Origin of the sequence: Streptomyces caelestis, assembly GCF_014205255.1 — a bacterium.
Classification (GTDB): domain Bacteria; phylum Actinomycetota; class Actinomycetes; order Streptomycetales; family Streptomycetaceae; genus Streptomyces; species Streptomyces caelestis.
Genome location: NZ_JACHNE010000001.1, coordinates 2,845,925 through 2,866,357, shown reverse-complemented (window position 1 = coordinate 2,866,357; position 20,433 = coordinate 2,845,925). Strand labels below are relative to the sequence as shown.

Here is a 20,433-nt window from a genome sequence, read left to right as displayed (position 1 = left end):
CCGTACGATGAATTGATGTCCCTCCCCAAAGCCGAACTGCACCTTCATATCGAAGGCACCCTGGAACCGGAACTCGCCTTCGAGCTCGCCACGCGCAATGGCCTCACGCTGCCGTACGCGGACACGGACGAGCTGCGCGAGGCGTACCGGTTCGAGGACCTCCAGTCGTTCCTGAACCTGTACTACGAGCTCATGGCCGTCCTGCGCACCGAGCGGGACTTCGAGGACCTGGCGAACGAGTACCTCGAACGCGCCGCCGCCCAGGGCGTGCGGCACGCGGAGATCTTCTTCGACCCGCAGGCCCACACCAGCCGCGGGCTGGAGCTCGGCACGGTCGTCGAGGGGCTGTGGCGGGCGCTGGGCGACAGCGAGTCCCGGCACGGCGTCTCGACCCGGCTGATCATGTGCTTCCTGCGTGACGAGTCCGCCGAGTCGGCCCTGGCGACCCTTCATGCGGCCAAGCCGTACCTGGACCGGATCACCGGTGTCGGCCTCGACTCGGCCGAGGTCGGGCACCCGCCGGCGAAGTTCCGCGAGGTGTACGAGGCCGCCGCCGCGCTCGGGCTGCGGCGGGTCGCGCACGCCGGTGAGGAGGGGCCGCCGGAGTACATCACCGAGGCGCTGGACGTCCTCGGTGTCGAGCGGGTCGACCACGGGCTGCGCTGCGTGGAGGACCCGGCGCTGGTGGAGCGGCTGGTGCGGGAGCGGGTGCCGCTGACGCTGTGTCCCCTGTCGAACGTCCGGCTGCGGACCGTCGACACCCTCGCCGACCATCCGCTGCCCGCCATGCTGGACGCCGGCCTGATGTGCACGGTGCACTCGGACGATCCGGCGTACTTCGGCGGGTACGCCGGTGACAACTTCGACGCCGTGCGCGACACCCTCGGCCTGAGCGAGGAGCAGCTGCGCGAGCTCGCCCGCAACTCCTTCCTCGCCTCCTTCCTGGAGGACGACGAGGAGCTGCGGGCGCGGTATCTCGCCGAGGTGAAGGCCTACGAGTTCCGCTGAGGAACCACCCGCAGGCCTCAGAAGACCTCTGACCCCGCCTTGCCGTAGGCGCGCTGGGCCGGGACGGCCGGGGTGTCCACGGTGATCTCCACCACCGGCTGTTCCGGAGCGCCGATCTCGGGGACCGTGCCGGTGGGGGTGCCCGTGGCGGCGGCGACCAGGGCGGCCGGGTGGCCGCCGCGGCGGCGGATCGCCCCGGCGAGCAGCGGGCGTCCGCTCGTGTGCAGGGCGACGGCGGTCATCGGCAGGGCGACCACCAGCAGACCGGCGGCCAGGATCATGCCCATGGCCGGGAACCCGGCCTGCGCGGACAGGAGGCTGCCGGTGAGCGGCCCGGCGGCCGTGCCCAGCGAGGATGCCGAGCCGACGAGCACCGCCCAGCGGCCGCGCGGGTCGAGCGAGGCGGCGAGTCCGATCAGGTACGACAGCACCACCGGATACAGGGTGTTCCAGGCGATCTCGCCGGTCGCGAAGCTCGTCAGGTCGGTCGCGGAGGCGCTGAGCACGATGCAGCCGGCGATGAGGACCGTGCCCGCCCCGATCGGCACCGCGCGCCCCAGCCGCGCCCCGAGCGCGCCCGCCGCGAGGACGCCGGTCAGCCCGGCGCCCAGCGCCACGGCGAAGACGGCGCCGACGGTGGCCTCGCCGAGGTGGGCCTGGGACAGCCCGATCTGTCCGCTCACGCCCCACAGGGAGTTCTGGGCGAGCGACCAGCACACCATGGCGGCGGCCAGCACCAGGCCCGAACGGGCATGGGGCAGCCGGGTCTCGCGGTGCCGCGCGGGCGCGGCGGGCGTACCGGAGGGCAGGCTGCCGGTCAGCGGCCACACGGCCAGGGCCGTGAGGGCGATCGCGGCCAGGGGCAGACCGTGCCCCGGACCGAGGTGCGGGACCGTCAGATACACCGCGCCCGCGAGGGCGGAGACGCTGAGCAGCCCTGCCGTGGAGGCCCGGTGCGGGTCCCGCTGGGCGGCGATCAGGGTGGCGGCGACGGTGGTGGCCGTGCCGGATCCGAACCCGCCGACCATCGCACCGGCGACGACGGCCGGGACGGCGGTGGCCAGTGCGGCACCGCCGTAGCCGAGCAGGGCCAGTGCGAGGCCGAGCCGGGCGAGGGCGCGGGCCCCGATCCGTTCGACCCGGGAGGCCAGGGCGAATCCGGCGGACGCCGAACTCAGCAGCAGGGCACTGCCGACGGCGCCGGCCTGGGTGGCGGAGAGAGGTAGGCCCGAGTCGAGGCGGCCGACGGTGGTCGGCAGCAGATACGGGGCGAGGTACCCGGCCGTGAAAAGGGCGACGAGGGGCCAGGGGGTGGTGCGGGGGGCGAACACGGGCGTTCCCAGGGCATGCGAAAGGAGCGGCGGAGAAGGGGGATTGGGCGACGACCGTCGACGGACAGGAACGCGCGGGCAATTTGTATCAAGCAAGCAGTCGTACGAGTTAACCGAGAGGGTGTGATGTGGCGCACGTTGCGTTTGGTGCGGCGAAGTCCGGGTAAACGAGCGCCTTTTCTGAGGTGACGTGGGCGTTTTCGCTAACGCCAGTGCACCGACCCGGCCCCCGGAACCGTCGCCTCCACCTTCGCCCGGATCTCCCGCATCACGGCGACGATCCGTTCCTCGTGCTCCGGCGTGAGCCGGGCCACCGGCACCGAGCAGCTGATCGCGTCCAGCGCCGGGGTGTCGTAGCGCAGCGCGAACCCGAAGCCGACGATGCCGGTCACGCCCTCCTCCCGGTCCACGGACCAGCCGCGAACCCGGACCCGGGCGAGGTCGGCCGCCAGCGACTCCCGGCTGGTGTGCGAGTTCGCGGTCAGCGCCTCGTACGGCCCCTCGGGCAGTTCCGCGTCCGGGCGTTCCGCCAGCAGGGCCTTGCCCAGGGCCCCGACGTGCGCGGGCAGGCGCCGCCCCACCCGGCTGATCGTGCGCAGGTACTCGTGCGACTCCCGCGTCGCCAGATACGCCACGTCCCGGCCGTCGAGCCGCCCCATGTGGATCGTCTCGCCGAGCGCCTCGGACGCCTCGTCGAGATACGGCCGTACGACCCGGACCCGCGGATCGGAGTCGAGGTAGCTGGTGCCGGTGAGCAGGGCGTGGATACCGATGCCGTACAGGGAGCCGGTGACGTCGGTGCGGACCCAGCCGCGCGCGATCAGGGTCTGGAGCAGTGCGTACATCGAGCTGCGGGGCACGCCGAGTTCGTCGGCCAGCTCCTGCAGCCGTGCCGGGCGGTCGCCGCGGGCCGCGAGGAGTTCCAGCAGCTCGACCGTGCGGGCCGCGGACTTCACTTCGCGGACGCCCCCTGTGTCTGACATGTGCCGATCTTGACGTGCTCCCTGGCCCGGAGTCCAGAGATTCCGGCCTGGGACGGCCGACCCTTCCGGGGGGCCTCCTGTCGAAGGCCGGGTAATCGAGCCGCTTCGAGCGGTTGACGGCCCTCGTTCGCCTCTTTAATCTGCATTCTCATACGTAGATGATGTCTACATGAGGAGACGCCCTCTCGCCCGCCGACCTGGCCGCCCTCCTCACCGCAGGACTCGACCTCGCAGGAGCCGCTCCGTGAACCTCGCCATCACCGACGTACGGCTGACGCCGATCCTGGTCGCGGACCCGCCGCTGCTGAACACGCAGGGCGTGCACCAGCCGTACACACCCCGGCTGATCGTCGAGGTCGTCACGGCGGACGGGGTCACGGGCGTGGGGGAGACCTACGGCGACACCAAGTACCTGGAGCTGGCCCGGCCCTTCGCCGAGCGGCTGATGGGACGCCAGGTCAGCGACCTGAACGGCCTGTTCACGGTCGCGGACCAGGTGGCGGTGGACGCCTCCCGGGTCGACGACGCCGTCGACGTCGGCGGGCTGCGCGGTGTCCAGACCGCCGACAAGCTGCGTCTTTCCGTCGTCTCCGCCTTCGAGGTGGCCTGCCTCGACGCCCTCGGCAAGGCCCTCGGGCTGCCCGTGCACGCGCTGCTCGGCGGCAAGGTGCGCGACGCCGTCGAGTACAGCGCCTACCTGTTCTACAAGTGGGCCGGTCACCCGGAGAGCGTCGCCTGCGAGAAGGACGACTGGGGAGCCGCCGTCGACCCGGCCGGGGTGGTGGCACAGGCCCGCCGGTTCACCGAGCGGTACGGCTTCACCTCCTTCAAGCTCAAGGGCGGTGTCTTCCCGCCCGACGAGGAGATCGCGGCCGTCCGGGCGCTCGCCGAGGCGTTCCCCGGGCACCCGCTGCGGCTCGACCCCAACGGCGCCTGGTCCCTGGAGACCTCGCTGAGGGTGGCGCAAGAGCTCGGGGACGTCCTGGAGTACCTGGAGGACCCGACCCTCGGCACCCCCGCCATGGCCGAGGTCGCCGAGCGGACCGGGGTGCCGCTCGCCACCAACATGTGCGTGACGACCTTCGCCGAGATCAAGGAGGCGTTCACCAGGGGTGCCGTCCAGGTGGTGCTCTCCGACCACCACTACTGGGGCGGACTGCGCAACACCCAGCAGCTCGCCGCCGTCTGCCGCACCTTCGGCGTCGGCGTGTCGATGCACTCCAACACCCACCTGGGCATCTCGCTCGCCGCGATGACCCATGTGGCGGCCACCGTCCCGAACCTCCACCACGCCTGCGACTCCCACTACCCCTGGCAGTCGGAGGACGTGCTCACCGAGCGGCTCGCCTTCGAGGGCGGCAAGGTGACCGTGTCCGACGCGCCCGGGCTCGGCGTGGAGCTCGACCGTGAGCGGCTGGCCGTACTGCACCGGCGGTGGCTGGACGACGACGGTGCGCTGCGGGACCGCGACGACGCGGCGGCCATGCGGGTCGCCGACCCGGAGTGGGTGACGCCCTCGGTGCCCCGCTGGTAGCACCGGCTCTCCGGTGGCCCAGGGGGGCGCACGGGGGCCGGCGCGAGCTGGCGGAACGGGCGGGACCGGCGTGATCGGCGTCACGTTGTCGGTGACGTGGTGCAGACTGGCCTGAACCGCACCACGTCAGGGAGCGCATCGTGATCGCGTCCACCGCCCCGGCAGGAAAGGGCCCGGCCGGAAAGGGATCGCACCGCCAGAGCCAGGTCGATCCCCTCGCCCCGCTGCGCGCGCCGGACGACCCGCCTTGGGACGTCTACCTCACCGGGACCGTCTTCCTCGACATCATCTTCACCGGGCTCGACTCCGCCCCGGTGCGCGGGACCGAGTCCTGGGCGCGCGGGATGGGATCGAGCCCCGGCGGCGTCGCCAACATGGCCACCGCCCTGGCCCGCCTCGGCCTGCGTACGTCCCTCGCGGCGGCCTTCGGCGACGACCACTACGGCGACTACTGCTGGGACGCCCTGGAGCACGGCGAGGGCATCGACCTCTCCACGTCGCGCACGGTGTCCGGCTGGCACTCCCCGGTGACGGTCTCCATGGCCTACGAGGGGGAGCGCACGATGGTCTCGCACGGCCACGAGCCGCCCTCGGAGGAGCCCGCCCCCGAGTGCCCGCCCCGCTCGCGAGCCGCCGTCGCCTCCCTCGCCCCCGGCGTCAGCGCGCCCTGGATCGCCCAGGCCGCGAGCAAGGGCACGCGGGTCTTCGGCGACGTCGGCTGGGACGACACCGGCGCGTGGGACCTGGCGGCGCTGCCCGACCTGCGGCACTGCGAGGCCTTCCTGCCGAACGCGGAGGAGGCCATGCGGTACACGGGCGCGGACTGCCCCAGGGCGGCGGCGCACGCGCTGGCCGAGTACGTGCCGCTCGCGGTGGTCACGCTCGGGGCGGACGGGGCGTACGCGGTGGACCGGCGTACGGGGGAGACGGCCGAGGTGCCGGCGATCGAGGTCGAGGCGCTCGATCCGACGGGGGCGGGGGACGTGTTCGTCGCCGGGTTCGTCACCGGGACGCTGGCGGACTGGCCGCTGGCGGACCGGCTGGCCTTCGCCGGGCTGACCGCGGCGCTGTCGGTGCAGGAGTTCGGGGGGTCGTTGTCGGCGCCGGGGTGGTCGGAGATCGCGGCGTGGTGGCGGCGGGTGCAGTCGGTGGAGGGACAGGATCCGGAGGCGTTGCGGCGGTACGGATTCCTTGCGGGGCTGGTGTCGGAGGAGTTGGTCAGGCCCTGGCCCTTGCGACGGGCCGTGCCGACGATCGGGTTCCGGCGCTCGGCGTGATCCAGCGGCCGAGAGGCGCCCTGCCGCCTCGGATTCCAACCCCGCCCCCAAAACCCCTACGGCGTTGTCAGTCCCCCGTCGTACCCTGGGAACCGCGAGGCCGCCCTCAGCTACGCGGCCGTGAAGAGGAGGAACCGCAGGCCTTCAGCGCCGGCCCATGACTCAGACACCCACAGCTCACACCCCCGCGCAGGAGCAGGCGAGAGCACACTTCACCGTCCCCGCCCAGCACCCCATGGTGACCGTGCTGGGGTCCGGCGACGCCCTCCTGCGCGTGATCGAGAAGGCCTTCCCGGCGGCCGACATCCACGTCCGGGGCAATGAGATCAGCGCGGTCGGCGACCCCGTGGACGTCGCCCTCATCGCCCGCGTGTTCGACGAGATGATGCTGGTGCTCCGCACCGGACAGCCGATGACGGAGGACGCAGTGGAACGCTCGATCGCCATGCTCAAGGCGAGCGAGGACGGGGAGAGCGACGGCCAGGAGACCCCTGCCCAGGTGCTCACGCAGAACATCCTGTCCTCGCGAGGCCGCACGATCCGCCCCAAGACGCTCAACCAGAAGCGCTACGTGGACGCGATCGACAAGCACACGATCGTCTTCGGTATCGGCCCCGCGGGTACCGGCAAGACCTACCTGGCGATGGCCAAGGCGGTGCAGGCCCTGCAGTCCAAGCAGGTCAACCGCATCATCCTGACCCGCCCGGCGGTCGAGGCCGGAGAGCGGCTCGGATTCCTCCCGGGCACGCTCTACGAGAAGATCGACCCGTACCTGCGCCCGCTCTACGACGCGCTGCACGACATGCTCGACCCGGACTCGATCCCGCGGCTGATGGCGGCGGGCACGATCGAGGTCGCGCCGCTCGCCTACATGCGCGGTCGCACGCTCAACGACGCCTTCATCATCCTGGACGAGGCCCAGAACACGAGCCCCGAGCAGATGAAGATGTTCCTCACCCGCCTCGGCTTCGACTCGAAGATCGTGATCACGGGTGACGTGACGCAGGTCGACCTCCCGGACGGGACGAAGAGCGGTCTGCGGCAGGTGCAGGACATCCTGGACGGCGTCGAGGACGTCCACTTCTCCCGGCTGTCGTCCCACGACGTGGTCCGGCACAAGCTGGTGGGCCGTATCGTCGACGCGTACGAGCAGTACGACACCGAGCACGGCACCCAGAACGGCGCGCACAAGGGCCGCGGCAAGTCCGGGCACAAGGGGAAGTAGACAAGCACAGCACCATGTCGATCGACGTCAACAACGAGTCAGGTACCGAGGTCGACGAGCAGGCGATCCTCGACATCGCCCGCTACGCGCTGGCGCGGATGCGCATCCACCCGCTCTCCGAGCTCTCGGTGATCGTGGTGGACGCCGCCGCCATGGAGCAGCTGCACATGCAGTGGATGGACCTGCCCGGCCCGACGGATGTCATGTCCTTCCCGATGGACGAGCTGCGGCCGCCGTCCAAGGACGACGACGAGCCGCCGCAGGGGCTGCTCGGCGACATCGTGCTGTGCCCGGAGGTCGCGGAGAAGCAGGGCAAGGAAGCCGACACGCAGCACTCCATGGACGAGGAGCTCCAGCTGCTCACCGTCCACGGAGTGCTGCATCTGCTGGGCTACGACCACGAGGAACCGGACGAGAAGGCCGAGATGTTCGGTCTCCAGGCGGCCATCGTGGACGGCTGGCGCGCGGAGCGGGGCCTGACCGGCCCGTCCCCGGCGCCGACGGTCTCGTAGCGCCGCCGATGAGTCCGCAACTCGCCCTGGGCGCGGTCGCCCTGGTCGTCGTGGCCTGGCTCTTCGCGTGCGCGGAGGCGGGCCTCGCGCGCGTCTCCAGCTTCCGTGCCGAGGAGGCCGCGCGCTCCGGCCGCCGGGGCAGCGCCAAGCTGGCCCAGGTCGCCGCCGACCCGACCCGCTATCTGAACGTGGCACTGCTGGTGCGCGTCGCCTGCGAGATGGCCGCCGCCGCGCTGATCACGTACGGCTGCCTGATGGAGTTCGACAACACGACCGAGGCCCTCCTGATCGCCATCGCGGTCATGGTCCTCGTGTCGTACGTCGCCGTCGGCGTCTCCCCGCGCACCATCGGCCGCCAGCACCCGCTGAACACGGCGACGGTCTCGGCGTACGTCCTGGTGCCGCTGGCCCGGATCATGGGCCCGATCCCGTCGCTGCTGATCCTCATCGGCAACGCGCTCACCCCCGGCAAGGGCTTCCGCCGGGGCCCCTTCGCCTCCGAGGCGGAACTGCGGGCGCTGGTCGACCTCGCCGAGAAGGAGTCGCTCATCGAGGACGACGAGCGCCGCATGGTGCACTCGGTCTTCGAGCTGGGCGACACCCTGGTCCGCGAGGTCATGGTCCCGCGCACGGACCTGGTGGTGATCGAGCGCTTCAAGACCATCCGCCAGGCCCTCACCCTCGCCCTGCGCTCCGGCTTCTCCCGGATCCCGGTGACCGGCGAGAGCGAGGACGACATCGTCGGGATGGTGTACCTGAAGGACCTGGTCCGCAAGACGCACATCAGCCGCGACGCCGAGTCCGAGCAGGTGTCCACGGCGATGCGCCCGGCGTTCTTCGTGCCCGACACCAAGAACGCGGGCGACCTGCTGCGCGAGATGCAGAAGGAGCGCAACCACGTCGCCGTCGCCGTCGACGAGTACGGCGGCACCGCCGGCATCGTCACCATCGAGGACATCCTCGAGGAGATCGTCGGCGAGATCACCGACGAGTACGACCGCGAACTGCCGCCGGTGGAGGACCTCGGCAAGGACCGCTACCGGGTCACCGCCCGCCTGGACATCGGCGACCTGGGCGAGCTGTACGGCCTGGAGGCGTTCGACGACGAGGACGTCGAGACGGTCGGCGGTCTGCTGGCCAAGGCGCTGGGCCGGGTTCCCATCGCCGGTGCCTCGTCCCTCGTGGAACTCCCCGACGGCCGGGAACTGCGCCTGACAGCGGAGGCCGCGGCCGGCCGCCGCAACAAGATCGTGACGGTGCTGGTGGAGCCGGTGGACCCGGCGGACCCTCCACAGGACGAGGAGCAGAAGCCGGAATGACCCCGCAGGAACTGCGCGCGTTCTGCCTGTCCTTCAACGCGACGGTCGAGGACTTCCCGTTCAGCCCGGAGATCTCGGTCTTCAAGGTCCAGGGCAAGCTGTTCGCCCTGTCCCACCTCTACGCGCGCCCCCTGAAGGTCAACCTCAAGTGCGACCCGGACGACGCGATCCGGCTGCGCCGCGAGCACGAGGGCCTGATCGTCCCGGGCTGGCACATGAACAAGCGGCACTGGAACACGGTCACGGTGGACGGGGGACTCCCGGACCGGCTGGTCCGGGAGCTCATCGAGGACTCGTACGACCTCGTCGTCGCGGGCCTGCCGCGAGCGGACCGCCTGCGCCTCGACCGCTCGTGACGCTTACGTATGCTTCGGATCATGACCGACAGCAGCGCGCTCGACCCCGAGGACCGCAAGATCGTCACCCTGGCCCGTTCCGCACGGGCCCGCAACGGCGTGCCCGAGGGGGCGGCCGTGCGGGACGAGACCGGCCGGACGTATGTCGCGGGGACCGTGGCCCTCGACTCCCTGCAGCTCAGTGCCCTCCGGACGGCCGTGGCGATGGCGGTGGCCTCGGGCGCGAGGTCGCTGGAGGCGGCGGCGGTGGTGACGGAGGCGCAGGACGTGCCCGCCGAGGACCGGGCGGCCGTACGGGATCTGGGGGGCGCCGGGACGCCGGTGCTGGTGGCGGGGCCCGACGGAACGGTCCGGACCACGGTCACCGCCGGCTGAACCTCGCTGTAACCGGCGGTAATTAGGCCAGATTTCCACCTTGCCGCCGTCTGTATCAGGCGCATCAATGGAACCGTCAGTTCCGACGGACCGTCAGGTTCGGCTCTCGGCAGTGTGTCCGCATCCACGTGCCGAGCGGTCCCCCCACACGGAAAAGGAACCGGATTCCATGAGATGCAAGCGAATCGGAGCAGGTGCGGCCCTGGCGGCCGGGGCCCTCGCGGTCACCGGGCTCGCCTTCGCCCCCGCCGCACTCGCCGTCACCCCCCAGACGGCGACGATCAGCGCCGACTGCGGCACTTTCGGCAGTGGCGAGGCCACGCTCACGGCCACGCAGGACGGCACCGCCGCCACCCTCACCGTCAAGTCATCGGCGATCACCGCGCCGATCGCCCTCGGAGAGGACTCGATCGCGTCCACGCTCACCCTGGTGAAGAGCGGCGGCGGCACCGTCGACTTCACCGGCACGCAGAACCCGGCGATGGCCGCCGGCGCCCCCGTCGAGGTCGGCCCCCTCAGCGGCACCGTGGCCTCCGGCGACAGCCTGGAGGCCTTCGGCGGCTCGCTGAAGATGACCGTCTTCGGCATTACCATCACCTGCACGGCGACCGGGACGCAGTCGCCGGGCCCGTTCGTGTTCGCCTGATCCCGGCGGGCCGGGCGCGCCCCGCAGCGCGTCCGGCCCGCGCTGAGCTGTCCGGCCCGAGGCCGCTGGTGCCTGCGGGGCCGGAGGTCCACCGTCGGCGTTCGGGCGCCTGTGCGGCAGGGCTCTGTGGATCAGGGAGAATGGGCGCCATGAGCGTTCGTACCCAGTCATCCGAAGAGCCGGCCGAAGCTGTCCACAGGGCTGGCTTCGCCTGCTTCGTGGGCCGTCCCAACGCGGGCAAGTCCACCCTCACGAATGCTCTGGTCGGCCAGAAGGTGGCGATCACGGCGAATCAGCCCCAGACGACGCGGCACACCGTGCGGGGCATCGTGCACCGCCCGGACGCCCAGCTGATCCTGGTCGACACCCCTGGGCTGCACAAGCCGCGCACGCTGCTGGGCGAGCGGCTGAACGACATCGTGCGCACGACGTGGGCCGAGGTGGACGTGATCGGCTTCTGCCTGCCGGCGAACGAGAAGCTCGGCCCCGGTGACCGCTTCATCGCGAAGGAACTGGCGTCCATCAAGAAGACGCCGAAGATCGCCATCGTCACCAAGACCGACCTGGTGGACAGCAAGACGCTCGCCGAGCAGCTCATCGCGATCGACCAGCTCGGCAAGGAGCTGGGCTTCGAGTGGGCCGAGATCGTCCCGGTGTCGGCGGTCGGCGACAAGCAGGTGGGCCTGCTGGCCGACCTGATCGTCCCCCTGCTGCCGGAGGGTCCGGCGCTCTATCCCGAGGGTGACCTGACCGACGAGCCCGAGCAGGTCATGATCGCGGAGCTGATCCGGGAGGCCGCGCTGGAGGGCGTCCGCGACGAGCTCCCCCACTCCATCGCCGTGGTCGTCGAGGAGATGCTCCCCCGCGAGGACCGCCCCGCCGACAAGCCCCTCCTCGACATCCACGCCTTCGTCTACATCGAGCGTCCCAGCCAGAAGGGCATCATCATCGGCCCCAAGGGCAAGCGCCTGAAGGAGGTCGGCATCAAGTCCCGCAAACAGATCGAGGCCCTGCTGGGCACGCCGGTGTTCCTGGACCTGCATGTGAAGGTCGCCAAGGACTGGCAGCGGGATCCGAGGCAGCTGCGCAAGCTGGGGTTCTGAGGGGCCGGGGCGGGATACAGCGCCCTCGTGAGGTTCCCGGGCGCGTCATTTCGCGGGGGTCAAGCAGGGCCTCGCCGACCATCTCACGGCCGACTGAGCCCTACTGAAGCCCCACCGAGCCCCACCTGCACCAGGTGGCCCAGTCCGTGGTCCCCGACGCCCGCGTGGTCTACGCCGACAACGACCCCCTGGTCCTGAAGTACGCCGAGCGCCTGATGCGCAGCTCGGCAGAGGGCCGTACGACGTACATGGAGGCGGACGTCAACGACCCCCAGGCGCTCCTGACCGCACCCGAACTGGCCGAGGTCCTGGACCTGAGCCGCCCGGTCGCGCCCTCCCTCAACGCCCTGATGCACTTCGTCACCGACGCCCAGGATCCGTACGGCATCGTGCGCCGCCTGCTGGACGCCCTGCCCTCGGGCAGCGCCCTGGCGCTGAGCCACTGCACGCCCGACTTCGACCCGGCCACCTGGCAGAAGGTCACCGACATCTACACCTCGGCCGGCACCCCGGTGCAGTTCCGCTCCCAGGAGGACGTCGCCCGCTTCTTCGACGGCCTGGAGCTGCTCGATCCGGGCGTCACCGTCGGCCACCGCTGGCGCCCCGACGCCCCGGAGGGCGACGCCCCGACGGACGCCGAGGTCAGCCTGTGGACCGGGGTGGGTATCAAGCCGTAGTTCCCTGGGCCCGCAGTAGTTCCCGGTACCAGCGGTACGACGACTTCGGTGTCCGTGCCAGGGTCTCGAAGTCGACGTGGACCAGGCCGAAGCGGCGTGCGTAGCCCTCCGCCCACTCGAAGTTGTCGAGCAGGGACCACACGAAGTAGCCGCGCACGTCGACGCCCTCCTCCAGCGCCCGGTGCAGGACCCGGATGTGGCCGTCCAGGTAGGCGATGCGGTCCTGGTCGTCGACGCCCGGGTAGGAGCAGCCGTTCTCGGTGATGACGACGGGCGGGAGCCGGTCGCCGTAGCGGTCGTGGAAGGCGGTGAGGAGTTCGGTCAGGCCCTCGGGCACGACCGGCCAGCCGAAGTCGGTGACCGGGTGGCCGGTGATCTCCCGGACCGAGAAGGGGAGTTCGGCGGGCATGGCGACACCGCCGAAGGTGATGTCGGTGCCCTGCGGGGCGCCCACGCGCGTCGGCGCGTAGTAGTTGACGCCGTACCAGTCGACCGGCTCGGCGATCACCTCCAGGTCGGCCTCGACGTCCCCGGGCATCAGCTCGCCGATGCCGTCCGGGTACCGGCCCAGCAGCACGGGGTCGGCGAACAGGCGGTTCAGCAGCACGTCGTAGAACTCGGCCGCCGCCATGTCCTCCGCCTCGGTCGACGCCGCCCAGGTCGGGCCGTGCGAGTTGGCGATGCCGATGTCGGCGGCGCCCGCGGCGCGCAGGGCCCGTACGGCCAGGCCGTGGGCCAGCAACTGGTGGTGGGCGGCCGGGAGCGCGTCGAACAGCAGCTGCCTGCCCGGCGCGTGCACGCCCAGGGCGTGGCCCAGCAGGGTGTGTTCGGCGGGCTCGTTGAGGGTGATCCACTTGGTCACCCGGTCCCCGAGGCGGCCGGCGACCAGCGAGACGTAGTCGGCGAAGCGCGCGGCCGTGTCCCGCTCCAGCCAGTCGAGGTCCGCCGGCAGGTCCCAGTGGAACAGGGTCGGCACCGGGCGGACGCCCGCCGCGCACAGGTCGTCCACCAGCCGGTCGTAGAAGTCGAGGCCCTTCCCGGAGCGCACCCGGGGCCATGAGACCGAGAAGCGGTAGGCGTTCACGCCGAGGCCGGCCAGCAGGGCCACGTCCTCGCGGTGGCGGTGGTAGTGGTCGCAGGCCACCGCCGCCGTCGAGCCGTCCTTCACCCGGCCCGGCTCGGCCGTGAAGGCGTCCCACACGGACGGCTCGCGCTCGTCCGCGGCCCCCTCGATCTGGTGCGCCGAGGTCGACACGCCCCAGAGGAAGCCGGCCGGGAAGCGGGGGATCGGATTGCCTGCGTCAGTCGCCATGCGCTGGATCATCCGTACCGCCGGTAACGGAAGTCAACAGGCCGCTGCGGAGGAGCTGTTACGGCCCTTCCTTCAGCACCCGCGAGATCAGCTTCCGCTGCTCGTCCGTCAGCCGCGGGTCGGCCGCGTACACCGTCTTCCCGTCCACGGTGATCTGGTAGCCGAACCCGTCCGGAACCCCGATCGGCGGCGTGCTCCGGCCGGCGGCGACCGCCCGCTCGGCCAGTGCGTGCCATTCGGGGGCGTCGGGGCGGCCGGTGGTGTCCACCTCGGCATGCCGCTCGATGCCCGCGAACCCGCCCGTGCGCCTCACCTGAATACGCATGGCACCTGTCTAGTACGGAACTACAGGGTCCGCACCCCGACCCGCTCCCAGGCCTTCGACACGGCGTCCAGTTCCTCCCCGTCGCCGAACCGCTCCCGCGCGGCCTTGACGGTGAGCGTGGCGAAGTCGGCGAACATCGCCTGCTCCTTCAGCTCGCCGCCGGTCAGCACGTCGTACCAGATCTGCCCCGCGCGCTCCCAGGCGTGGCCGCCGAGGGCCGTGGCCGCCAGGTAGAAGGCGTGGTTCGGGATGCCCGAGTTGATGTGGACGCCGCCGTTGTCGCGGCCGGTGCGGACGAAGTCGTCCATCGTGGCCGGCTGCGGGTCCTTGCCCAGGACGTCGTCGTCGTACGCCGTGCCCGGCTCCTTCATGGAGCGCAGCGCCTTGCCCGTCACCCGCGGGGCGAGCAGGCCCGCGCCGATCAGCCAGTCGGCCTCGGCGGCGGTCTGGCCGAGCGTGTACTGCTTGATGAGCGAGCCGAAGACGTCCGACACGGACTCGTTCAGCGCGCCGGGCTGGCCGAAGTAGGTGAGGTTGGCCGTGTACTGCGTGAGGCCGTGGACGAGTTCGTGGCCGATGACGTCGATCGGGATGGTGAAGTCGAGGAAGATCTCCCCGTCCCCGTCGCCGAAGACCATCTGCTCGCCGTTCCAGAAGGCGTTGTTGTACTCGCGGTCGTAGTGCACGGTCGCGTTCAGCGGAAGGCCGTTGCCGTCGATCGAGTCGCGCCGGTACGCCTTCAGGAGCAGTTCGAAGGTGGCGCCGAGACCGGCGTAGGCGCGGTTGACGGTGGCGTCCTTGCCGGGCTTGTCGCCCTCGCCCCGCACCTTGTGGCCGGGCAGGTCCGTGCCGTGCCGGGCGTCGTGGACGGTGCGGTGGGGCCTCGCGGGCTCGGCCCCGGCGGGCGGGGTCACGGACGGGGCGCCGACGACCGTGGTCAGCCGGCGGTGGGTGCGCTCCAGGGCGTCGCGCTCCAGGGTCCTGCGGGCGGGCCCGGCGAGCGCGGGGTCCTCGGCCCGGGCGAGCTTGTCGAGGACATGGGGCGGAACGATGGTGCAGAAGACGGGCTCGAAGCCCCCGTGAGTCGTCATGCCCGGCACCTTTGCACTGGGTGACGAAACTGTCACTACCAGCCACCATGATTGGTGAAATACCGGGACAAGGGCCTTCACTCTCCGTGGCGAAGTGGTATAGCGCACTTTTTGTCCCGTATGCGCGCGCGGTCCCGCATACTGATACGGACCCGCGCACCCCGGAGGGCCTCGGCTAGCATGCTGCGCATCATGCGTTTCGGGCTGCTTCTCCTTAGCTGCCGCGGCGAGGGCCTGTAGTCGAGGCCGACTCCCTCCCCGCGGAGCTTGGTGCTGCGTCGTCGGCCGTCCTTCCGGACACCTCCTGAGGAGCCCCCGCATCATGGCGAACCGCCAGCAGCCCAGTTCCATGCCGATCCACAAGTACGGCCGCTACGAGCAGGTCGACATCCCGGACCGCACCTGGCCGGACCAGCGCATCACCACCGCCCCCCGCTGGCTCTCCACGGACCTGCGTGACGGCAACCAGGCCCTGATCGACCCCATGTCGCCCGCCCGCAAGCGCGCGATGTTCGACCTGCTGGTCAAGATGGGCTACAAGGAGATCGAGGTCGGCTTCCCGGCCTCCGGCCAGACCGACTTCGACTTCGTACGGTCGATCATCGAGGAGCCCGGGGCCATCCCCGACGACGTCACCATCTCCGTACTGACCCAGGCCCGCGAGGACCTGATCGAGCGCACGGTGGAGTCGCTGAAGGGCGCCAAGCGCGCGACCGTCCACCTCTACAACGCCACCGCCCCCGTCTTCCGCCGGGTCGTCTTCCGGGGCTCCAGGGACGACATCAAGCAGATCGCCGTCGACGGCACGCGGCTGGTCATGGAGTACGCGGAGAAGCTGCTGGGCCCGGAGACGGAGTTCGGCTACCAGTACTCGCCGGAGATCTTCACCGACACCGAGCTGGACTTCGCGCTGGAGGTCTGCGAGGCGGTCATGGACGTCTGGCAGCCCGGTCCGGGCCGCGAGATCATCCTCAACCTGCCCGCCACGGTGGAGCGTTCGACCCCGTCGACCCACGCGGACCGCTTCGAGTGGATGGGCCGCAACCTCTCCCGCCGCGAGCACGTCTGCCTGTCGATCCACCCGCACAACGACCGCGGCACGGCCGTCGCCGCCGCCGAGCTGGCCCTGATGGCCGGCGCCGACCGCGTCGAGGGCTGCCTGTTCGGCCAGGGCGAGCGCACCGGCAACGTCGACCTGGTCACCCTGGGCATGAACCTGTTCTCCCAGGGCGTCGACCCGCAGATCGACTTCTCCGACATCGACGAGATCCGTCGCACGTGGGAGTACTGCAACCAGATGGAGGTCCACCCGCGCCACCCGTACGTGGGCGACCTGGTCTACACGTCCTTCTCCGGCTCCCACCAGGACGCCATCAAGAAGGGCTTCGACGCGATGGAGGCCGACGCGGCCGCCAAGGGCGTCACCGTCGACGACATCGAGTGGGCGGTTCCCTACCTGCCCATCGACCCCAAGGACGTCGGCCGCTCCTACGAGGCGGTCATCCGGGTCAACTCGCAGTCCGGCAAGGGCGGTATCGCGTACGTCCTGAAGAACGACCACAAGCTGGAACTGCCCCGCCGGATGCAGATCGAGTTCTCGAAGATCATCCAGGCGAAGACGGACGCCGAGGGCGGCGAGGTCACGCCGAAGGACATCTGGGCGACCTTCCGGGACGAGTACCTGCCCAACCCCGAGAACCCGTGGGGCCGGATCCAGGTCAAGAACAACCAGTCGACGACCGACACCGACGGCGTGGACACGCTGACGGTGGAGGCCACGGTCGACGGCCAGGACACCGTCCTGACCGGCTCGGGCAACGGCCCGATCTCGGCCTTCTTCGACGCGCTCCAGTCCGTCGGCATCGACGTACGCCTGCTGGACTACCAGGAGCACACGATGAGCGAGGGCGCCTCCGCGCAGGCCGCCTCCTACATCGAATGCGCGATCGACGACAAGATCCTGTGGGGGATCGGAATCGACGCGAACACCACGCGGGCCTCGCTGAAGGCGGTCGTCTCGGCCGTCAACCGCGCGGCTCGCTGATCAGCCGTAGCGGGGGTTTATGGGCTCTGTCCGCCAATGTCCGGCGGGCAGAGCCCTGTCACTTATCGGCCAATCCCTGTGAGGGTCACGGAAAGGTCTCCTCCGGGGTACTGACTCCTCCTCATGGATGTGGCTAACATCACGCAAGCGCGGCGACGCCGCCGTGCGGCGTGACGGAGGTGCGACGTGCTGCCAGGACGGGGACGAAACGGCCATGCCGCCAGGTTTTCGAGCATCCTGGGCACCCGTACCGCGTGGACGCCCGCGGGTGACGGGGAGTTCTTCTGCCCCGGCTGCGGCGGCGACCGCAACTACCAGCGGCTGACCGGACAGCGCCGCTTCACGCTGCTCGGGCTGCCCGTGCTCCCGCGCGGCGAGACCGGCCCGGTCGTGGAGTGCGCCGCCTGCCGCCGCCACTTCGGCACGGACGTCCTCGACCATCCGACGACCACCCGCTTCTCCGCGATGCTCCGCGACGCCGTGCACACCGTCGCCCTCGCGGTGCTGGCCGCGGGCGGCGCCGGTTCCCGCGCGGCGCTGGAGGCCGCGGTGCTCGCCGTGCGCGCGGCCGGCTTCGACGACTGCACCGAGGAGCAGCTGGCCGCGCTCGTGGAGGCGCTGGAGGCGGACACCGGCCGGATCACCGGGGAGCCCTGCGGTGCGGGGCTGGCCATAGAGCTGCACGAGGCGCTGGACCCGCTCGCCCCGCACCTCGCCACGGTCGGCCGCGAATCGATCCTTCTCCAGGGGGCGCGCATCGCCCTGGCGGACGGGCCGTACACCCCCGCCGAGCGGGACGTGCTCGCGACGGTGGGGGCGGCGCTCACCATCTGCTCGGACGACGTGACCCGGGTGCTGGCGGAGGCGGCGCGTACGCCGTCGTAGGGGACGGCGCCGGTGAGCGTCGTGGGACATGCCCGCCGGTGTGCTCTCCGTCGTGGGACGTGGGCAGGTGCCCGGGGTGCCATGCGCGCCACGTCGCCCTGGCAGGACCGGCGCCGGTGAGTCGGCGTACGACCGTCCCGGGAGTACGGCTCCCGTTGCCCCCGTTACTCCCCGGGGAGTAGTCCGCGGCCCGTACCGCCCCCCGCAGTACCCCCCAACTCGGCCTCCTGCCCGACGAATCGGGCCCCGCGCGCCGGGAGTCTGGAGACGTTCCTAGACACCCGACCGGAGGGAGGCCTGTTCATGGGGGCCGCAAGGACAAGCACACGGCGACGGCGGGCCGTGCCCTGGCTCGTGCTCGGGCTGTGGATCGGCGTGCTCGCGCTCGCCTCGCCGTTCGCGGCGAAGCTCTCGGACGTCCAGCGAGACCGGGCCGTCGACTACCTGCCGGCGAGCGCCGATTCCACGCAGGTGGCGAAGATCCAGGATCAGCTGCCCGGCGGCGAGACCACCGAGATGGTCGTCGTCTACCACCGGGACGGCGGACTGACCGCCGCCGACAAGGCGACGGCCGCGGAGCAGATCGAACGGATCGCGGGTGCGCACCGGCTCACCGCCGAGCCGCAGGGCATCCCCTCCACGGACGGCACCACCCTGATGTATCCGGTCGCCAGCAACGAGCCCGGCACCGACGAGGAGGCCCGGGACGCCCTCGTCAACGACGTACGGGACGTCGCGAAGGGCGGCGACGGCCTGAGCGTCGACGTCGGCGGAGAGGGGGCGCTGGCCACCGACGCCGCCGAGATCTACAACTCCCTCGACGGACCGCTGCTCTACACCACTGCCGCAGTCGTCGCGCTGTTACTCATCCTCATCTACCGCAGCCCGTTCCTGTGGCTCGTACCCCTCGCCGTCGCCGGCGTCGCCGACTACCTGTCGATGGGCGTGGCCTACGGGCTGCACCAGGCGTTCGACCTCTCGGTCTCCGGCCAGAGCTCCGGCATCATGACGATCCTCGTGTTCGGCGCGGGCACCGACTACGCGCTGCTGCTGGTGGCCCGGTACAGGGAGGAACTCCGGCGCGTCGAGCGGCCCTACGACGCCATGGCCGCCGCGCTGCGCGGCTGCGGGCCCGCCGTGCTCGCCTCCTCCGGTACCGTCGCGGCCGGTCTGCTGTGCCTGCTCGCCGCCGACCTCAACTCCAGCCGGGGCATGGGCCCGGCCGGCACGGTCGGCGTGCTGTGCGCGCTGGCCGCCATGCTGACCCTGCTGCCCGCTCTCCTCGTGCTGTTCGGCCGCCGCGTCTTCTGGCCGCTGGTGCCCCGCTACGGCAGCACGCCCAAGGCCCGCCGGTCGCTGTTCGCCGCGATGGGCAGCTCCGCCGGACGCCGGCCGCGCACCGTGCTCGCCGGCGGTGCCGTCCTGCTCGGCGTCCTCGCCCTGGGCGCGCTGAACCTGCCCGGCAGCCTCAAACAGGAGGACTCCTTCACCAGCAAGCCCGAGGCGGTCGCCGCCATGGAGACCCTGGCCGCCGCCTACCCCGAGCGCGGCACCCAGCCCCTCACCGTCATCACGCCCACCGGCCACGCCGACGCCACCCTCGCCGAGATCGAGGACACCCGGGGTGTGGACAGCGCCGAGCGGGGCCGCAGTGGCGACGGGTGGACGGAGATCACCGTCCTGGCCGCCTCCGCGCCGCAGTCGGCGGGCGAGACGGCCACCATCGAGGCCCTGCGCGACACACTCGACGGCTCCTACGTCGGCGGCCCCAGTGCCGAGCAGCTCGACCTGAAGGACACCAACGCCCGCGACCGCCTGATCGTCGTACCGCTCGTGCTCGTCTCCGTGCTGCTGATCCTGATCGCCCTGCTGCGGTCGCTCGTCGCGCCGCTGCTCCTGGTGGCCGCTGTGGTCGCCGTGTGGGGCGCGGCGCTCGGCATCGGCGGACTCGTCTTCGGGCCGGTCTTCGGCTTCGAGGGCACCGACCCGGGACTGGGGCTGCTGTCCTTCGTGTTCCTGGTGGCGCTGGGCGTCGACTACGGCATCTTCCTGATGCACCGGATGCGTGAGGAGTCCCTGAACGGCGCCGAACCGGTACCGGCCGCACTGACCGCGCTGCGCACGACGGGCGGCGTCATCGCCTCCGCGGGGCTCGTCCTCGCGGCGACCTTCGCGGTGCTCGCCAGCATGCCGATGGTGCAACTCGTCCAGCTGGGCTTCGTCATCGCGGTGGGCGTGCTGCTCGACACCTTCCTCGTCCGCACCTATCTCGTGACCAGCGCGAGCGTGGCGCTGCGGCGCAAGGTGTGGTGGCCGGGCGCGCTGTCCCGCGAGCCCGAACCCGCGGTCCAGCCAAAGGCACCGCAGCCCGTGGGCGCCTCCGCCCAGTGAACGACCGGCGCCCCTCCTCTCCCGGAGGGGCGCCCCTCG

The 20,433-nt window shown here is 71.3% G+C and carries 18 protein-coding genes and 1 pseudogene; 14 read left to right on the top strand and 5 right to left on the bottom strand.

Translation table 11 applies throughout. The annotated features are described in order from the left end of the window. Positions 1-15: 15 nt before the first annotated feature. Entirely contained in the window at positions 16-1,008 is a 993-nt protein-coding gene (locus HDA41_RS12955) for an adenosine deaminase (RefSeq protein ID WP_184983599.1), read from the top strand. Between the two features lie 17 nt (positions 1,009-1,025). Here the strand turns inward: HDA41_RS12955 and HDA41_RS12950 are convergent, their stop codons facing one another. Then, entirely contained in the window at positions 1,026-2,339 is a 1,314-nt protein-coding gene (locus tag HDA41_RS12950; protein WP_184983597.1) for an MFS transporter, read from the bottom strand. 203 nt (positions 2,340-2,542) lie between these two features. Next, positions 2,543-3,322 carry an IclR family transcriptional regulator gene (locus HDA41_RS12945; RefSeq protein ID WP_184983595.1) on the bottom strand — a complete coding sequence of 260 codons (780 nt, stop codon included), beginning with the start codon at positions 3,320-3,322 and terminating at the stop codon, positions 2,543-2,545. A 244-nt stretch (positions 3,323-3,566) separates the two neighbouring features. On the opposite strand from HDA41_RS12945, the gene HDA41_RS12940 reads away from it, so the two are divergent. The 10 genes and pseudogenes from HDA41_RS12940 to HDA41_RS12895 form a co-directional block, all read left to right on the top strand. Further along, positions 3,567-4,856, top strand: coding sequence for a glucarate dehydratase family protein (locus HDA41_RS12940; protein WP_184983593.1), 1,290 nt, complete (start codon positions 3,567-3,569; stop codon positions 4,854-4,856). 140 nt (positions 4,857-4,996) lie between these two features. Further along, positions 4,997-6,133 carry a carbohydrate kinase family protein gene (locus HDA41_RS12935; protein WP_184983591.1) on the top strand — a complete coding sequence of 379 codons (1,137 nt, stop codon included), beginning with the start codon at positions 4,997-4,999 and terminating at the stop codon, positions 6,131-6,133. 157 nt (positions 6,134-6,290) lie between these two features. Beyond that, complete coding sequence (locus HDA41_RS12930; protein WP_184983589.1) at positions 6,291-7,358, top strand: PhoH family protein; 1,068 nt, start codon at positions 6,291-6,293, stop codon at positions 7,356-7,358. 14 nt (positions 7,359-7,372) lie between these two features. Continuing rightward, on the top strand, positions 7,373-7,870 hold the full coding sequence (gene ybeY / locus HDA41_RS12925) for an rRNA maturation RNase YbeY (RefSeq protein WP_184983587.1): 498 nt from the start codon (positions 7,373-7,375) through the stop codon (positions 7,868-7,870). A gap of 8 nt (positions 7,871-7,878) precedes the next feature. Then, positions 7,879-9,189 carry a hemolysin family protein gene (locus HDA41_RS12920; protein ID WP_184983585.1) on the top strand — a complete coding sequence of 437 codons (1,311 nt, stop codon included), beginning with the start codon at positions 7,879-7,881 and terminating at the stop codon, positions 9,187-9,189. Next, positions 9,186-9,545, top strand: coding sequence for an MmcQ/YjbR family DNA-binding protein (locus HDA41_RS12915; protein ID WP_184983582.1), 360 nt, complete (start codon positions 9,186-9,188; stop codon positions 9,543-9,545). Before HDA41_RS12920 ends, HDA41_RS12915 begins: the two co-directional genes overlap by 4 nt. Before the next feature lie 21 nt (positions 9,546-9,566). Then, on the top strand, positions 9,567-9,920 hold the full coding sequence (locus HDA41_RS12910) for a cytidine deaminase-like protein (RefSeq protein WP_184983580.1): 354 nt from the start codon (positions 9,567-9,569) through the stop codon (positions 9,918-9,920). A gap of 169 nt (positions 9,921-10,089) precedes the next feature. Next, complete coding sequence (locus tag HDA41_RS12905; protein ID WP_184983578.1) at positions 10,090-10,566, top strand: hypothetical protein; 477 nt, start codon at positions 10,090-10,092, stop codon at positions 10,564-10,566. A gap of 140 nt (positions 10,567-10,706) precedes the next feature. Beyond that, positions 10,707-11,669: a GTPase Era gene (era, locus tag HDA41_RS12900; RefSeq protein WP_184983576.1), complete on the top strand. Its 963-nt coding sequence runs from the start codon at positions 10,707-10,709 to the stop codon at positions 11,667-11,669. 110 nt (positions 11,670-11,779) lie between these two features. Next, positions 11,780-12,346, top strand: a pseudogene (locus HDA41_RS12895) (SAM-dependent methyltransferase); the annotation flags it as partial. Here HDA41_RS12895 and HDA41_RS12890 read toward each other — a convergent pair. The 3 genes from HDA41_RS12890 to HDA41_RS12880 are packed head-to-tail and all read right to left on the bottom strand — an operon-like array spanning position 12,336 to position 15,074. Further along, a complete protein-coding gene (locus HDA41_RS12890; RefSeq protein ID WP_184983573.1) occupies positions 12,336-13,658 on the bottom strand; it encodes a GH1 family beta-glucosidase in 1,323 nt (440 codons plus the stop codon). The pseudogene HDA41_RS12895 and the gene HDA41_RS12890 sit on opposite strands and share 11 nt — an antisense overlap. 58 nt (positions 13,659-13,716) lie before the next feature. Beyond that, complete coding sequence (locus HDA41_RS12885; protein ID WP_184983571.1) at positions 13,717-13,983, bottom strand: protealysin inhibitor emfourin; 267 nt, start codon at positions 13,981-13,983, stop codon at positions 13,717-13,719. A 20-nt stretch (positions 13,984-14,003) separates the two neighbouring features. Then, positions 14,004-15,074: a M4 family metallopeptidase gene (locus HDA41_RS12880; RefSeq protein ID WP_184983570.1), complete on the bottom strand. Its 1,071-nt coding sequence runs from the start codon at positions 15,072-15,074 to the stop codon at positions 14,004-14,006. Positions 15,075-15,396: 322 nt separating this feature from the next. Between HDA41_RS12880 and leuA the strand changes: the two genes are divergently transcribed. The 3 genes from leuA (at position 15,397) to HDA41_RS12865 (ending at position 20,394) form a co-directional block, all read left to right on the top strand. Continuing rightward, positions 15,397-17,118 (top strand): 2-isopropylmalate synthase, encoded by a 1,722-nt coding sequence (gene leuA / locus HDA41_RS12875; protein WP_184983569.1) that lies wholly within the window; start codon positions 15,397-15,399, stop codon positions 17,116-17,118. Positions 17,119-17,304: 186 nt separating this feature from the next. After that, a complete protein-coding gene (locus HDA41_RS12870) occupies positions 17,305-18,003 on the top strand; it encodes a tellurite resistance TerB family protein (protein WP_184983568.1) in 699 nt (232 codons plus the stop codon). 303 nt (positions 18,004-18,306) lie between these two features. Continuing rightward, on the top strand, positions 18,307-20,394 hold the full coding sequence (locus HDA41_RS12865; protein ID WP_184983567.1) for an MMPL family transporter: 2,088 nt from the start codon (positions 18,307-18,309) through the stop codon (positions 20,392-20,394). Positions 20,395-20,433 lie beyond the last annotated feature (39 nt).